At 75.9% G+C, this 14,371-nt stretch carries 14 protein-coding genes; 5 read left to right on the top strand and 9 right to left on the bottom strand.

Translation table 11 applies throughout. The features are described 5' to 3' along the window. Positions 1-18 precede the first annotated feature (18 nt). Positions 19-1,635, top strand: coding sequence for a peptide chain release factor 3 (locus ACQPX6_RS01355; protein WP_433784917.1), 1,617 nt, complete (start codon positions 19-21; stop codon positions 1,633-1,635). Here the strand turns inward: ACQPX6_RS01355 and ACQPX6_RS01350 are convergent. Together ACQPX6_RS01350 and ACQPX6_RS01345 are read right to left on the bottom strand one after the other, a co-directional pair. Continuing rightward, entirely contained in the window at positions 1,632-2,009 is a 378-nt protein-coding gene (locus ACQPX6_RS01350) for a hypothetical protein (RefSeq protein ID WP_433784916.1), read from the bottom strand. The genes ACQPX6_RS01355 and ACQPX6_RS01350 overlap by 4 nt on opposite strands. Positions 2,010-2,026: 17 nt before the next feature. Continuing rightward, a complete protein-coding gene (locus ACQPX6_RS01345) occupies positions 2,027-2,629 on the bottom strand; it encodes a hypothetical protein (protein WP_433784915.1) in 603 nt (200 codons plus the stop codon). 298 nt (positions 2,630-2,927) lie between these two features. Here ACQPX6_RS01345 and ACQPX6_RS01340 point away from each other — a divergent pair, with 298 nt between their 5' ends. Genes ACQPX6_RS01340 through ACQPX6_RS01330 form a run of 3 tightly spaced genes read left to right on the top strand, consistent with a single transcriptional unit; the run spans position 2,928 to position 5,778 of the window. Next, positions 2,928-4,019, top strand: a complete 1,092-nt coding sequence (locus tag ACQPX6_RS01340; protein ID WP_433784914.1) for a protein kinase domain-containing protein — start codon at positions 2,928-2,930, stop codon at positions 4,017-4,019. 5 nt (positions 4,020-4,024) lie between these two features. Continuing rightward, complete coding sequence (locus ACQPX6_RS01335) at positions 4,025-5,314, top strand: PP2C family protein-serine/threonine phosphatase (protein WP_433784913.1); 1,290 nt, start codon at positions 4,025-4,027, stop codon at positions 5,312-5,314. After that, the gene (locus ACQPX6_RS01330) at positions 5,311-5,778 is read left to right on the top strand and encodes an FHA domain-containing protein (protein WP_433784911.1); all 468 of its coding nucleotides are present in this window, start codon (positions 5,311-5,313) and stop codon (positions 5,776-5,778) included. The genes ACQPX6_RS01335 and ACQPX6_RS01330 overlap by 4 nt, the downstream gene beginning before the upstream one ends. Positions 5,779-5,782: 4 nt before the next feature. On the opposite strand, the gene ACQPX6_RS01325 is transcribed toward ACQPX6_RS01330, so the two are convergent. The 4 genes from ACQPX6_RS01325 to ACQPX6_RS01310 all read right to left on the bottom strand — a co-directional run bounded on the left by ACQPX6_RS01325 (position 5,783) and on the right by ACQPX6_RS01310 (position 8,742). Beyond that, positions 5,783-6,226 (bottom strand): GtrA family protein, encoded by a 444-nt coding sequence (locus ACQPX6_RS01325; RefSeq protein ID WP_433784909.1) that lies wholly within the window; start codon positions 6,224-6,226, stop codon positions 5,783-5,785. After that, entirely contained in the window at positions 6,223-7,251 is a 1,029-nt protein-coding gene (locus tag ACQPX6_RS01320; protein ID WP_433784908.1) for a decaprenyl-phosphate phosphoribosyltransferase, read from the bottom strand. Before ACQPX6_RS01320 ends, ACQPX6_RS01325 begins: the two co-directional genes overlap by 4 nt. After that, the gene (locus tag ACQPX6_RS01315; protein ID WP_433784907.1) at positions 7,248-7,832 is read right to left on the bottom strand and encodes a phosphatase PAP2 family protein; all 585 of its coding nucleotides are present in this window, start codon (positions 7,830-7,832) and stop codon (positions 7,248-7,250) included. Before ACQPX6_RS01315 ends, ACQPX6_RS01320 begins: the two co-directional genes overlap by 4 nt. 97 nt (positions 7,833-7,929) lie before the next feature. Beyond that, positions 7,930-8,742, bottom strand: coding sequence for an HAD family hydrolase (locus tag ACQPX6_RS01310; protein WP_433784906.1), 813 nt, complete (start codon positions 8,740-8,742; stop codon positions 7,930-7,932). Between the two features lie 56 nt (positions 8,743-8,798). Here ACQPX6_RS01310 and ACQPX6_RS01305 point away from each other — a divergent pair, with 56 nt between their 5' ends. After that, positions 8,799-9,434, top strand: coding sequence for an endonuclease (locus ACQPX6_RS01305; protein ID WP_433784904.1), 636 nt, complete (start codon positions 8,799-8,801; stop codon positions 9,432-9,434). Here ACQPX6_RS01305 and ACQPX6_RS01300 read toward each other — a convergent pair. The 3 genes from ACQPX6_RS01300 to ACQPX6_RS01290 all read right to left on the bottom strand — a co-directional run bounded on the left by ACQPX6_RS01300 (position 9,431) and on the right by ACQPX6_RS01290 (position 14,345). Continuing rightward, a complete protein-coding gene (locus tag ACQPX6_RS01300) occupies positions 9,431-12,541 on the bottom strand; it encodes an arabinosyltransferase domain-containing protein (RefSeq protein ID WP_433784903.1) in 3,111 nt (1,036 codons plus the stop codon). The two genes, ACQPX6_RS01305 and ACQPX6_RS01300, sit on opposite strands and share 4 nt — an antisense overlap. 144 nt (positions 12,542-12,685) lie before the next feature. Continuing rightward, positions 12,686-13,138, bottom strand: a complete 453-nt coding sequence (locus tag ACQPX6_RS01295; RefSeq protein WP_433784901.1) for a DUF350 domain-containing protein — start codon at positions 13,136-13,138, stop codon at positions 12,686-12,688. Positions 13,139-13,184: 46 nt separating this feature from the next. Continuing rightward, positions 13,185-14,345 carry a glutathionylspermidine synthase family protein gene (locus ACQPX6_RS01290; protein ID WP_433784899.1) on the bottom strand — a complete coding sequence of 387 codons (1,161 nt, stop codon included), beginning with the start codon at positions 14,343-14,345 and terminating at the stop codon, positions 13,185-13,187. Positions 14,346-14,371 lie beyond the last annotated feature (26 nt).

The raw sequence follows: 14,371 nt of genomic DNA, 5'->3' as shown, positions 1-14,371 counted from the left end.
CCCACGAGGAGGAGTGCGATGACCGCGGTGACCGCCGCAGCCGGTGTCGACGGTGCCGAGGACCCGGGCACCCAGGCGCAGCGACGGCGCACGTTCGCGGTGATCAGCCACCCGGACGCGGGCAAGTCGACGCTCACCGAGGCGCTCGCCCTGCACGCCGAGGTGATCTCGGCGGCCGGGGCCGTGCACGGCAAGGGCGGCCGGCGCGGCGTGACGTCCGACTGGATGGACATGGAGCGCGAGCGCGGCATCTCGGTGACGTCCGCGGTGCTGCAGTTCTCCTACCGCGACCAGGTGATCAACCTGCTCGACACCCCGGGCCACGGCGACTTCTCCGAGGACACCTACCGGGTGCTCGCGGCGGTCGACGCCGCGGTGATGCTGCTCGACGCGGCCAAGGGCCTCGAGCCGCAGACCCTCAAGCTCTTCGACGTCTGCCGCGACCGCGGCGTCCCCGTGCTGACGTTCGTCAACAAGTGGGACCGCCCGGGCCGCGAGCCGCTCGAGCTGCTCGACGAGGTGGAGCAGACGATCGGCCTGCGCCCGATGCCGATCACGTGGCCGGTGGGCATCGCCGGCGACCTGCACGGCCTCGTCGAGCGCGCCGACGGCACCATGCACCGCTTCACCCGCACCGCGCACGGGGCGTCGAAGGCCACCGTCGAGGTGCTCGACGCCGCGACCGCGGCCGCCGAGGAGGGCGAGGACTGGGAGCGCGCCACCGAGGAGCTCGAGCTGCTCGACGAGATCGGCGCCGAGTTCGACCCCGCGCCGTTCCACGCCGGCACCGCGACCCCGGTGATGTTCGGCTCCGCGCTGTCCAACATCGGCGTCGCCCGCCTGCTCGACGCGCTGGTCGACCTCGCCCCGCCGCCCGGGCCGCGCCCGGACCGCAAGGGGGAGCCCCGCCCGATCGACGCGCCGTTCTCGGGGCTGGTGTTCAAGGTGCAGGCGTCGATGGACAAGTCGCACCGCGACCGGGTCGCCTTCGTGCGCATCTGCTCGGGGCGCTTCGAGCGCGGCATGGTGCTCACCCACGACGCGACCGGGCGCCCGTTCGCCACGAAGTACGCGCAGGCGATGTTCGGGCGCGACCGCTCGACGATCGAGGAGGCGTTCCCCGGCGACATCGTCGGGCTGGTCAACGCCACGGCGCTGCGGCCCGGCGACACGTTGTGGGCCGACGAGCCGGTCACGTTCCCGACCATCCCGAGCTTCGCCCCCGAGCACTTCGCGGTGTGCCGGGTGGCCGACATGTCGAAGACCAAGCAGTTCCGCAAGGGCATCGAGCAGCTCGACTCCGAGGGCGTCATCCAGGTGCTGTCCTCGGACCTGCGCGGCGACCAGGCGCCGGTGCTGGCCGCGGTCGGCCCGCTGCAGTTCGAGGTGGTCACTGCGAGGCTCGCCGACGAGTTCGGCGCGCCGGTGAAGCTCGACCGCCTCGAGTACACGATCGCCCGGCGCACCGACGAGGCCGGCGCGCGGACGCTGCGCAGCGCCGTGGGCATCGAGGTGCTCACCCGCCGCATCGACGGCGAGCTGCTGGCGCTCTTCCCGCACAAGTGGCGCCTCCAGGCCGTCACCCAGAACAACCCGGACCTGCTGCTCGCGCCGCTGGTCGCCGACGCGTTCTAGGCGGGCAGGCGCCGGGGCGGCAGGGCGTCGTTGATGGTGCGGCTGGTCGCCTCGGGGTCGGGGACCTCGACCACCACGCGGTGGTAGGGGTCGCCGCGCAGGTAGATCGCGAGCAGCTGGGTCGCCCCGCGCACCGCCCACAGCTGTCGGCGCTCGCCGATGCCGAAGGACCCGGCGCGCAGGACCTTGGGCACGCTGACCCCGGGCAGGTGGACGCGCGGGCTCCCGGCGACGGCGTCGTGCCGCGTCATGGGGCGGGCGAGCAGCACGCGGCTGAGCGGCAGGTAGACCCCGCGGGAGCACGCCCACACCCGGTCGGAACCGGTGAAGCGCACGACGAGCCCGTCCGCGGTGATGCGCAGCTGGACCGGCATCAGGGGGCGTCCCGCGCTCAGCCGAGCCGGTCGTTCTTGGCCGCGGCCTCCTCGTAGGCCCGCTCCGTGGCGCGCTGCGCGTCGGCGAAGCCCTTCTCCACCGCCTGCGTGCCGTCGCTGTGGGCGTCGCGCACGGCCTGCTCCGCGTCGCGGGCGGCCTGGGCCAGGGCGCGCTCGGCGTCGGCCGCGGCGTCGGCGACCGAGTCGCTGCCGGCGGTGGACGACGACGGGGACGTGGCCACGGGCGAGGCCGTGGACGTGGTGCCGGCCGGCGTCTCGCGCGGGCCGTCCGAGGCGTGCGCGCCCCCCGGGCCGCTGCTCGGGCCGCCGAGACCCCCGCCGAGCCCTCCGGCGCGGGTGCCGTCGAGCTCCCCGGTCCGTGCGGAACTCTGGTCGGCGCCGTGGTCCGCGCTGAGGCCGGCGCTGCGGTCGGCACGGTGGTCACTGCCGAAGTCGTTGCCCACGGGCGGCGTGTCGAGGGGGCTCGAGGCGCCCGTACCCGGCAGGCTGGTGTCCCCACCAGGGAGACCGGCGCCCTCGGGGCGACGGTGCTGGGCCGACCGGTCGCCGGTCAGCTCGTCGGACTCGACGGGACGACGGGCGTCGTCGGCTGAGCTCACGGGACGGACCTCCGGACTCTGGTCGGACGGCCGCGGGCCGGACCCCCGTGGAGGCGCGGCACCCAACCCCCCGATCGGCTTCGGTGCGGTCGCCAGCATGGCAGGCGGCGCCCTCATCGGCCCGGCCACCCTCCCTGGTCGGGGCGGGGAAACCGCTGGTGGTGACGCCTCTGGGCTAAGCGGCGGACCCCGGCCGCCCGGACGGCGCATCACCCGACGGTGGCGCGCCGCGGCACGCCGTGATCGTCCCCGGACCGCGGAGCGCGTCGGGACGCACCACGGTGACACGATGGCGGGTATGGACCGACCCGACCCGGGGACCACGGCTCCCCCGGTCCCCGAGCAGGCGCGCTTCTGCGTGCGCTGCGACGGGCCCGTGGGTCGGGGCCGCTCCGGGCGCCCGGGTCCCGAGCGCGGCACCTGCACCTGGTGCGGCGCGCCCTACGACGTCCGGCCGGACCTCGCGACGGGCACCGAGCTCCGGGGCCGCGCGGGCCGCTACCGCGTGCGGGCCCCGCTGGTGCGCGGCGCGCGGGGCTGGTCGTACACGGCCACGCGGCGGGAAGACGACGGCCTCGTCGTGCTCGGGCGCCTCGAGGGCCCCGAGGGGCCGGCCGCGGGCGACCTCGCGGTCACCGAGACCGAGGTCCTGCTGCGCCTCGACGTCCCGGGCCTCGTCCGGGCCCGCGACGTGGTCGACGCCGACGGCCGCGGCGGCCCGGTGCGCCTGCTCGTGCTCGACCACGTGACGGGCGAGCCGCTCTCGGCGCGGCGCCCGCTGCCGCCGGCCGAGGCCCTCGACGCCGTCCTCGGGGCGGTGCCCCCGGTCGCGACGCTGCACGCGCACGGGCTGCTCCACGCCGACCTCAACCCGTCGAACCTGCTGACCGGCCCGGACGGCATCACGGTGCTGGACCTTGGCAGCGTGCGCCGCGTCGAGGACCGCCACAGCGACGTCTGGGCCACCACCGGCTTCGTGGCCCCCGAGATCCGCCCCGGCGGGCCCGGCCCGTCGGTGGCCTCCGAGGTGTTCGCGCTCGGCCGCACGCTCGCGGTGCTGCTCGCCGACTTCGACCACCAGCGCAACCTCGCGCTGCGCCTGCCCGACCCCGCGGGGATCCCCGTGCTGCGCGACGATCCCGACCTCGTGGCGCTGCTGACCCGCGCCACGGATCCCGACCCCGCGCGCCGGCACCGCAGCGTCGAGGCGTTCGCCGGCGAGGCGCGGCGGGTGCGCGGGCGCTACCCCTCCCGTCCGGGGGACACCGGCGTGGGTCGCGGTGACCCGGTCGGGGCCGACCCGGAAGATGGCCCCACCCGGCGCGGCGGTGACCGCGCGAGCCGCCGTGCCCCCGTGGCCCGCGATCCCCGAGGAGCACCGATCCCGTGATGGAGATGGCCGGGACACCCCCGATCCCCGGGGAGCGCACCGGGCGCGCGGCGTCCGCGGCGGACGGCGGCCCGCTCGTCGAGCGCACCGACCTGCGCGCGCACCTCGCGGCGGGCGCGGCGGTCCCGTGCCCGCAGTGCGGCGACCTGGCGCCGGTTGAGGCCGACGGCACGTGCCCGTCCTGCGGCACCCGGCGCCCGTCCCCGCGCGACCACGTGGAGCTGGTGATCGGCGCGGCGGCCGCGGTGACCGACCGCGGGCTGCGCCGGCGGCGCAACGAGGACGCGGTCGAACTGGGCCGGCGCGTCGAGGGCGGCGTGGAGACTTGGGTGGCCGTGGTCTGCGACGGCGTCGCCTCGGCCCGCCGGGGCGACGAGGCCGCGCTCGCCGCCGCCTCCGCCGCCGTGGGCGCCGCCCTCGAGACCGCCGCGGCCCCCGCGACCCCGCCCACCGGCTTCCGCGCCGTGTCGGCGTCGCACGACACCGGCCCGGTCACCATCGATCCCGACGCGGTCGCGGACCCGGCCGCCGACGAGGACCGTCCCGGTCGCGCCGGCACCGGGCTCGGCGGCGAGCTCGACGCGCTGGCGACGGCTGCCTCGGCGGCCGGGGCGACCGCGGCCGCCGACCTCGGCCTCGTCGGCGGCGACAGCCCGGCCTGCACCTACGTCGCGGCCGTCGTCCGCGGGGGCGACGCGGTGGTCTCGTGGATCGGCGATAGCCGGGCCTACTGGCTCGCCTCCGACGGATCGTCGCGCATCCTGAGCACCGACGACTCGTGGGCCGAGGAGATCGCCAACGCCGGCCTCATGTCGCGCGAGGAGGCCGCCCGCGACCGCCGCGCCCACGTGCTGACGCGCTGGCTGGGCCGCGACGCCCCCGGCGGGCCGGCGCACGCCCGGCGCGTGCGGCTCGGCGTGCCGGGGCTGCTGCTGCTGTGCAGCGACGGGCTGTGGAACCACCTGCCCGACCCCGCGGTGCTCGCCCGCCTCGCCGCGCCCGCCCTGCGCGAGCTCGGGGTGGCCGACGACGGCGACCGGGTGGGCGGGAGCGCGGAGGCGGACCTGGCGCCCGGGGGCGCGGACGCCCCGGAGCACCCGGTGCGCGCGGCCGCCCTCGCCCTCCTCGGCGCGGCCCTCGACGACGGCGGCAGCGACAACGCGACGCTGGCGCTGGTGCCGATCGTCCCGCCCGCCGAGGCCCGGGACCGCCCGTCGGTGGCGGTCGACGCCCGCGGCCCGGACGAGCGCACCGGCCCGATCCCGCTCGACGGCGAGGGCGTGGTCGACCGGTGAACGACGGTCCGCCCGGCGACGACGCCGGGGACGAGGGCGGCCCCGGCCGCTGGGTGGTGACGGTCGCGGCCGACCGCGACTACCACGACCTCGTCCTCGCCCGCCGCCCCGCGGACGCCACCGGCGCCGTGACACCCGACTTCCCCGCCGCCGCCCCGCCGCGCGAGGTGGTCCTGCGCGCCGACGAGGTGCGCATCGGCCGCGCCGGCGGCCCGCCCGCGGCGGCGGAGACCCCCGAGATCGACCTCGCGGGCCCGCCGCCCGACCCCGGCGTCTCCGCGCTGCACGCGGTGCTGATGGCCCTGCCCCCCGATCGGTGGGTCGTCATGGACGCGGGGTCGACCAACGGCACCACGCTGAACTACGACGAGGACCCGCTGACCCCGGACACCCCCGTCGCCCTGCGCTCGGGCGACCGCATCCACGTGGGTGCCTGGACCACGCTGACCGTGGAGCGTCGCTAGCCGGTCAGCGTTCCGGTAGCGCGATCGGCCCGGTGACCGCGTCGGCGAGGGCCGGCCGGGGGTCGAGCACCGCGCGGGTGATGACGAAGCGCGCGGCCAGGAAGCTCACCGGCAGCGCCAGCCCCGCCGCCACCAGGGGCGCGAGGCGCTCGTCGACCCCGAGGTGCACGAGGCCGACGACCCCGACCGTCGTCGCCAGGATGTTGACCACCTGGGAGGCGGGGTAGAGCAGGAACCGCGTCCACGTCGGCCGGACGCGGAACGTGAAGCGGCAGTTGAGCAGGAACGACACCACCATCGCCGCGCCCAGCCCGACGGCGTGGGCCACGAGGTAGCCGGCCTGGGGGTGGGCGAGCAGGTAGGTGCCGTAGTAGGTGGCCGCGTTGGCCACCCCGACCAGCCCGTAGCGCACGAGTCCGGAGAGGAGCTCGCGCGCCCGGGGGATCACGCGACGGCCGTGTAGACCGCGAGGCCGATGAGCACGACCCACGCCAGACCGAGCACCTGGAGCACGCGGTCGCCGAGGACGATCTCCTCGGGCTCGCCGCCGTTGCCGCCGTCGACGTCGACGGCGTAGCGCAGGATGGCGACGACGAACGGCACCATCGACACGATCGCCCAGGTGGACGGGGCGCCGGGCAGGCGGCCGGGCGCCGCGACCACGCCGATGCCGAAGGCCCACAACCCGTAGGCCATGATCACGACGGTGGCCGAGAGCGACCACACGAAGCGCAGGTAGGACGCGGAGTAGCGCTCCAGCGACTTGCGGATCTTGGCGCCGGTGCGCTCGGCGAGGCGCATCTCGGCGTAGCGCTTGCCCGACGCCATGAACAGCGAGCCGAACGCCATCGTCAGCAGGAACCAGGGCGACAGCGGCAGCCCCGCGGCGGCGCCGCCGGCGATCGCCCGCATGAGGAAGCCGGACGAGACGATGCAGATGTCGATGACCGGCTCGTGCTTGAGCCACAGGCAGTACGCGAGCTGCACCGCGATGTAGACCGCGGTGACGATCAGGAGGTCGGGGTCGGCGAGGAGGCTCACCCCCAGCGCCGCGACGAACAGCACGATGCCCCAGACGACCGCGAGGGTCGGCGGCACGACGCCCGCGGCGATCGGGCGGTAGCGCTTCTTCGGGTGCGCCCGGTCGGCCTCGACGTCCTTGGTGTCGTTGATCAGGTAGACGCCCGAGGCCGCGAGCGAGAACGCGACGAACGCCAGCGCGACGTCGGGCAGCACGGTGAGGTCGAGCAGCCGGCCCGCGGCGAACGGCGCCGCCAGCACGAGGATGTTCTTGACCCACTGGCGCGGGCGCATGGTCTTGAGCAAGCCCAGCGGCACGGCCACCGGCTTCGGGCGGTGCGTCGGCGCGACGGGCGCGGGCGAGGCCTCGGCCGTGTCCTCGTCGCCGCCGTCGGCGGGACGAGGCTGCACGGACGGCTCGGCCGCAGGGCTCGGCGGCGTCACGGGGGTCATGCGGTCCTCCAGCGGCCGACCGAGCCCCGGCGCACGGCACGACGTGCGCCGAGGGCGCACACCGTCCCGAGCACCGAGCCCGCCAGCACGTCGGTCGGGTAGTGGACGCCCAGCACGACGCGCGAGAGCGCCATGCCGGGCACGAGGAGCGTCGCCGCACCGGCCCCCGCGCCGCCGACGAGGCCGGCGTAGAGCACGGCCGCCGCGGTGGTGGACGAGGCGTGCGAGGAGGGGAAGCTCAGGCGGCTGGGCGTGCCGACGTGGACGGCCACCCGGGGGTCGTGGGGCCGGCGGCGGCGCACCACGCGCTTGACGACGATCGAGGCACCGTGCGCGGCGACCACGCCGGCCACCGCGGTGCCCCACTGGCGGCGCCGGGGCGCGTCCAGCGCGGCCCCGAGTGCGCCCAGGGCGATCCAGCCGGCGGCGTGCTCGCCGAAGAACGACATCGCGCGGGCGGCACCGACCACGGGGGGCGTGCCGAGACGGCGCTGCACGGTCTCGAGGACCGCCACCTCGCCCCGTACCGGGCCGACGGTGACGCCGGATCCCTCGCCGGGCGTCGCGGCGCGATCGAGCACGTGGTGGTCCCTCCTGCTCGCCTGTTCTCGTCCGGATGCTACGCGGGCCTTGACAGACGGCCCGCGGTGGTCCAGGGGTGTCGCACGGGAACCCGTCCTAGAACCACCGCTCCAGGACGGACGCGACACCGTCGTCGAGGTTGCTCGCGGTGACCTCGTCCGCGACCGAGAGCACATCGGGGTGGGCGTTGGCCACCGCCACCCCGTGCCCGGCCCAGCGCAGCATCGCGAGGTCGTTGGGCATGTCGCCGAACGCGACGACGTCCGCCGCGACCACCCCGTGGTGCTCCGCGGCGCGGGCCAGCCCGTGCGCCTTCGTGACGCCGCGGACGGCGCACTCGAGCAGCCCGCCGCCGGCCGAGTACGTGACGTCGACGAGGTGCCCGACGGCCGCACGGGCGGCCCGCGCCATGTCCTCGCTGCTGCGCGTCCGGTGGCGCGCGAGCACCTTGATCACCGGCTCGGCCAGCAGCTCGCCGGCCCCGACGCGGCGGTGGTCGGGGTGCGGCCAGGCGTGCACGTACGCGGCCTCGGAGACGAACTGCTCGTCGCGGCGGTCGAACGCACCGGTGCCGACCCGCTCGACGGCCAGCCCGCAGCCGGGGATCGCCGCGTGCAGGCCCTCGGCCACCTCGGCGAGGGTCGCGACATCGAGGAGCTCGGCGGCGAGCACCCGGTCGGTCGCGGCGTCGTAGAGCACCGCGCCGTTGGCCGCGACGGTCAGCGCGTGCACGCCGAGCGCCTCGCACACCCGCGGCACCCAGCGCGGCGGGCGGCCGGTCGCGAGCACCAGCGGCACGCCCGCGTCGGCCATCCGCCGAACGACGGCCCGGGTGCGCGCCGAGAGCTGCTCGCCGTCGCCCAGCAGCGTGCCGTCGACGTCGGAGGCGACCATCGCCGGTCTCTGCACGCCCCCGAGACTATGGCCGGACTGTGCGCACCGCCGCCGGGCGGGTACCCGCGCGGATGAGCACCATCGACGCGCTGCTGGAGTCCGCCGGGCAGACGTTCGCCGACGAGGCCGGCATCGCGCTGGAGGACGAGCCGGCCCCGCTCTACCTCCTGCTCGTGCTGAGCGTCCTGCTCTCGCGGCGCGTCCAGGCCCAGCTCGGACTCCGGGCCTGCCGCGAGCTGATCGACTCGGGGATGGGCACGCCCGAGCGGATGCGCGACGCGTCGTGGGAGGAGCGGATCCAGGCGCTCGGGCGCGCGAAGTACCGCAGCACCGAGCAGACCGCGACGGCCCTGGGCGAGGGCGCGCAGCTCGTGCTCGACGAGCGGGGCGGCGACCTGCGCCGGATGCGCGAGGCCGCCGACGGCGACGCGGACCGGCTGCGCGGGTTCCTCACGACGGTGCCCCGCCTCGGACCCGTCGGTGCCGACATCTTCACGCGCGAGGTGCAGGCCGTGTGGCCCGAGTTCCGGCCCCACCTCGACGCGAAGGCCCTCGCCGGCGCCGGGAAGCTCGGCCTGCCGCAGGACCCGCAGGAGCTGGCCGGGCAGGTGGCGGGCGACGACCTCGCCCGCCTGGACGCCGCGCTGGTGCGCGCCGACCGCGACGACGACTTCCGCGAGGAGGTCGAGCGGGACGACCAGCTCTAGCCCACCGCGCCCTGGTACTCGACGTCGACGTAGTCCTCGCGCGCCAGCGTCGGGCCGCGCGCCCAGCCGCTCTGGCTGCGCTCGCTGGTGGTGACCGCGTAGCGGCCGGTCGGCAGGTCGCGCACCACGAGGTCGACGCGGCCCCACGGCTTGGCGCGCTCGGCACCGGGCGGCACCGACGTCGCCAGGCGGACGTAGGTGGCGCCGACCGTGTCGAGGCGCCACACCCCGCCGCGGTAACGGTTGTCCTGCAGGGCGTAGTACGCCGAGGTCAGGTCCTCGTCGGCGTGGATGCGCACGTCCGAGGCGGGCGCGATGCCGCCGTGCGAGGCGACCTGGTCGACGCAGGGCCACATCACCGTCGACATCTGGTCGACGAGCACCGGGCGCCCGTCGAGCACGGGCGAGATCGGCTCGGGGCGGGCGAGGAACGGCTGGGCGACGGCGAGGCGGTCCTGCCCCCGCTGGCCCGTCGTGTCGACGACGACGCGCACGAACGTCGGGTCGCCGGGCGCGTCGACCAGCGACACGGGCCGGTGCTGCCAGGTCCGCTCGTCGGCCTGCGGCAGGTAGTCGATCGGCGTCCGCCCGAGGACGCGGGGAGCCGCCGCGGCGCCGTCGCCGAACTCCACCGACACCCGCTCGTCGGGCGGGCCGGACTCGAGCAGCGGCACCACGACGTCGGTGGCCTCGGTGCCCGGCGGCACCGGGTACCAGCCGGTGACCAGGGTGCCGCGGCCGCCGGAGCCGTCGGTGACGTCGTGCCACACCCGCCCGAGGCCGGGCACCGGAGAGGGCGCCGGGGCGGCGGTGTCGTCGACGAAGTCGCCGGTGGTCGCCGCGGGGCCGACGGGCGCGCCGAGCGGGACCGGCGTCGGCTGCAGGACGCTGACGTTGTCCTGGAGCCCGCAGCCCTGGCGCACGACGTCCTTGACGTTGCCCAGCGCCACCGTCCACCCCGGGTACTGGCGCAGCGGCGCGAGCACCATGACCCCGACCATCCCGAGGACGACGCTCACGCAGGCCACGGCGAGCAGCGCGCGGTCGGGCTCGGGGCGGGGCAGCCAGCGGTCCGGCCAGCGGCGCAGCGACCAGTGCGCCCACGCCGCGGCGAGCAGCGCGATGCCGACCCACACGAGCGGGTTGCGCAGGAAGATCGGCCCGAGGTGCGGGGCGAGCAGGTTCTGGCTCAGCGGCGTCGGATAGGGGTCGGCGTGCTCGCCGAAGAACTGGCCGCGGTCGGTGTAGGGCCGCCACAGGTTCCAGCCCGCGTAGCTCACCGACGTCGCGATCACCAGCACGGCGACGCCCCCGACGGTGGCCAGCGCCCGGTCGTGGCGCGGCATCGGCCCGCGCAGCAGGGTCAGCGCGATGAGCACGGTGCCCGAGGCGGCGATCGCCGGGAAGTGCAGCACCCACTTCGTGGGGCTCGCCGCGACGAGGACGAAGGCCAGCGCCGTGGTGGCCGCGGCGTGCAGCAGGACGCGGCGCAGGGCGTCGTCCTCCGGGCCGCGCCGGCCGCTGCCCACGGCCACGACCAGCACCAGGCCGAGCGTGAGCAGGATCGGCGCCCGCGCCGCCCACGGCGTGCGCCCCGGGCCGAGCAGGGTCTGGTAGTGGACGAGCTCGTCGTACCAGGGGACGGTGTCGTAGTAGTACGCGTGCACCGCGGAGGCCTCGAGCACGTCGCCGAGCGAGGCGTCGGCGAAGGCGAGGGGGATCGCGACGCTGGCCGCGGCGCCGAGCACCAGCAGCAGCGCGATCTGGTCGCGGCGCGGGGTCGCGACCATCGTCGGCCACGCGCGCGGGATCTCCACCAGCAGCGGCGCGACGGCCACCAGTCCGGTCGGCGAGCAGGCGATCGCCAGCGCCGCGGCCATCACCGCGCCCACGTAGAGGATCGGGGTGCTGCGGTCGCGGGCCATCTCGACGAGCAGGAGCACCACGACCGAGAGCAGCACGATCAGCGGCTCGGGGCGCAGGGTGAGGCCGAACGGCAGGAACCAGACGAGGTGGGCCACGAGCAGCGCCCACGGCACCCAGGAGCGCCGCACCGCGGTCCGGCGGGAGATCAGCACGAAGAACGTGCGCAGCAGCGCCCACGTCGCCAAGCCGTAGAGCAGGGGCAGGCAGCGCTGCCACACCAGCCCCCAGCCGCCGATCCCGCCCCAGATCTGCATCGCGTACTGCGAGGCCACGAAGGGGTTCTCGGTGACGTTGAACATGTAGACGGCGTTGCCGATGTAGCCCGCCTCGCCCGCGTCGCGGGCCATCAGCGGGTACCAGCTGTCGTCGAAGTTCATGGGGGCGACGAACACCCAGCCCGCGGACACGGCGAGGAGCAGGCCGTCGGCCCACGACAGGTGCCGGCGCAGGCGGTCGGGCCACGAGCGCGGCGCGAGCCAGCCGCGGGCGCGCCGCCACCGGCCCTGGCGGTAGACGAGCACGAGCAGCACCGCGAGCGCGGCCAGGTGCGCGACGAGCAGCACCGTCTTGAGCAGGCCGGGGTCCGAGGCGTAGCGGTCGTCGGTGCGCACCGACACCGCGAGCCCGGCGGACGCCGGCGTGCCGTCGGTGCTGGTGGTGAGCTGGGCGATCTGGGGCGGCAGCACCGTCGCGCAGTCGCCGCACGCGAGCGGGAGCGGCGCGCCGTCCTGGGTGACGCGCACACCGGCGGCGTCGGCGGTGACGACGAGGCGGCAGTCGCCCGCGGGCACCGGCCCGGCCGCCACCACGGTGCCCGAGACGGTGAGGCTCGCGGCCGTCCCGGTGGAGGCGAGCACGAGGCCGCCGCCGGCGGGGTCGCCGGGCAGCGTGCGCAGGACGTCGCCGCCGGCGCGCAGCGCGGTGCACGGCACGGTGGCGGTGACGTCGAGTGGGCGCGGCGGGTTGAGCGCGAGCTGCGTCGAGATCGCCGCGCCGGGCGCCGCGGCCGGGTCGGGCCAGGTCACGGTGGTGTCCTGGGCGGTCACCGGCGCGAGCGGCACCGCGATGCCCAGCAGCACGGTGAGCAGCGCCCAGACCAGCACCGCACGCCCGCCGGTGCGCGGGATCTCCCCGGGACCCTGCGGGTCCGACGCCTGGTCGGCGCGCACGAGGGTCGTCACCGGGCGCCCCGGGGGTGCCGGGGACGCGCGGTCACGGGCGGGACGGACCGGTCAGTAGCCACCGCGGACGAGCGTAGGTCGTGAGGGACCCGTGAACGGGGTGGGGTGGGGGCGTGTCCCCCGCTCTCACCCGGTAGACGCCGGTCAGATGATCGCGACCGCGACGACGAGCCCGAGGGCGACGTGCATGGCCGCGATGACGAACGAGTCGGCGGTCATCCGGTCGTCGTGCAGGCAGGCGTCGACGTCGAGCCGAGAGACCGCCTCGAGCCCGCGCACCGCCAGGACCTGGGCGAGGATGCCGACGAGGCCGTAGATCGAGGTGTTGAGGATGCCGGCCAGGAAGCCGCCGCCGGAGATGTAGATGGCGGTGATGACGATGAACGCCATCGACACCAGGCCCGCCGCGGCCACCACGACGGCGTTCGGCCGGCCCTCGCGCACCAGGCCGCGCAGGTCGCCCGGCGTCGTCAGGTCGATGGCGAAGTAGCCGAGGTACATCAGCACCGCCCCGATCACCGCGTAGACGGCGATGAGGCCGATGTTCACGCCCACGGTGGGCCAGAAGTCGGGAGCGAGCACGGCTGGGCCCTCCATACGGACGAACGGGGCGCCAGATTAGGGCAGAGGATCCGTCGGGGGATCAGTCGGGGATGCGGTGGGGAACGAACGCCGCGCCGTTGTCGGTGATCAGGCCCGTCGTCTCGCGGATGCCGAGGCCCGCGGAGGTGTCGCCGACGATCCACGCGCCCAGCGCCGGGCGGTAGCCGTCGAACTCGGGCAGCGGGTCGAAGAGCTGGTAGACGTAGCCCTCCTCGCCGTAGACCCCGCCCGTCTCGGTCTCGTGGCCCGGGGCCACGACCGCGATGTTGGCGCCCTCGCGTCCGAGCAGCGGCTTGCGGACGTACTCGGTGAGGAACCCGGGGTCGCCGAGCGAGGCGGGCAGCAGGTTCGGGTGGCCGGGGTACATCTCCCACAGCACCGCGAGCAGCGCCTTGTTCGACAGCAGCGTCTTCCAGAGCGGCTCGATCCACGTCGTCTCGGGGAGGCTGCGGGTGACGTGCTTGCCGAAGTCGTCGCCCAGGATCCACTCCCAGGGGTACAGCTTGGTCACGGTCGCGATCGGCGCCTCCTCGAGGTCGACGAAGCGGTCGAGCGCCGAGTCCCAGCCGAGCTGCTCGATGGCGAGGCCGATGGTGTCCAGGCCCGCCTCGGCGGCGCACTCCTGCAGGTAGGCGACCGTGACGTGGTCCTCGCCGGTGGGGTCGGCCTGCGACCAGCAGAAGTGGGCCTCGTTGCGGGGCAGCTTCGCGGCGATCTCGCCCCAGCGCTCGACCAGCTTCTCGTGCAGGGAGTTCCACTGGTCGTCGTCGGGGTGGACGTCCTTGAGCCAGTACCACTGGCAGATCGACGCCTCGAGCAGCGAGGTCGGGGTGTCGGCGTTGTACTCCAGCAGCTTCGCGGGGCCGGCGCCGTCGTAGCGCAGGTCGAAGCGGCCGTAGAGGTGCGGGTCGCCGCGCCGCCAGGACGCCGCGACCTGCTCCCAGCACCACTCGGGCAGCGCGAAGTCGCGGAACCGCTCGGTGGTGACGACGTGGTCGACGGCCTCGAGACACATCGAGTGCAGCAGCTCGACGTCCGCCTCGAGCGAGAGGATCTCGGCCATGTCGAAGACGTAGTGCACCGACTCGTCCCAGTACGGCCGGGCGCCGTTCAGCCCCGCCGCAGGGGTGCCGAACACCAGCCCCTGCTCCTCGATCTTCGACTGCCAGTCGGGACGGGGCCTGCCGGTGGCGCGCTGCACGGGGGCGATCCTGCCGGATCCCCCGG

It is taken from the genome of Actinomycetospora sp. CA-101289, from assembly GCF_050955895.1.
GTDB lineage: Bacteria > Actinomycetota > Actinomycetes > Mycobacteriales > Pseudonocardiaceae > Actinomycetospora.
The sequence above is the reverse complement of the archived record's forward strand: the minus strand, read 5'-3'. Positions and strand labels throughout refer to the sequence as shown.

Coding starts and splice junctions, on each gene's coding strand:
- ACQPX6_RS01355 (WP_433784917.1), top strand. CDS start 19: ATGACCGCGGTGACCGCCGCAGCCGGTGTCGACGGTGCCGAGGACCCG.
- ACQPX6_RS01350 (WP_433784916.1), bottom strand. CDS start 2,009: ATGCCGGTCCAGCTGCGCATCACCGCGGACGGGCTCGTCGTGCGCTTC.
- ACQPX6_RS01340 (WP_433784914.1), top strand. CDS start 2,928: ATGGACCGACCCGACCCGGGGACCACGGCTCCCCCGGTCCCCGAGCAG.
- ACQPX6_RS01335 (WP_433784913.1), top strand. CDS start 4,025: ATGGCCGGGACACCCCCGATCCCCGGGGAGCGCACCGGGCGCGCGGCG.
- ACQPX6_RS01320 (WP_433784908.1), bottom strand. CDS start 7,251: ATGACCCCCGTGACGCCGCCGAGCCCTGCGGCCGAGCCGTCCGTGCAG.
- ACQPX6_RS01305 (WP_433784904.1), top strand. CDS start 8,799: ATGAGCACCATCGACGCGCTGCTGGAGTCCGCCGGGCAGACGTTCGCC.
- ACQPX6_RS01295 (WP_433784901.1), bottom strand. CDS start 13,138: ATGGAGGGCCCAGCCGTGCTCGCTCCCGACTTCTGGCCCACCGTGGGC.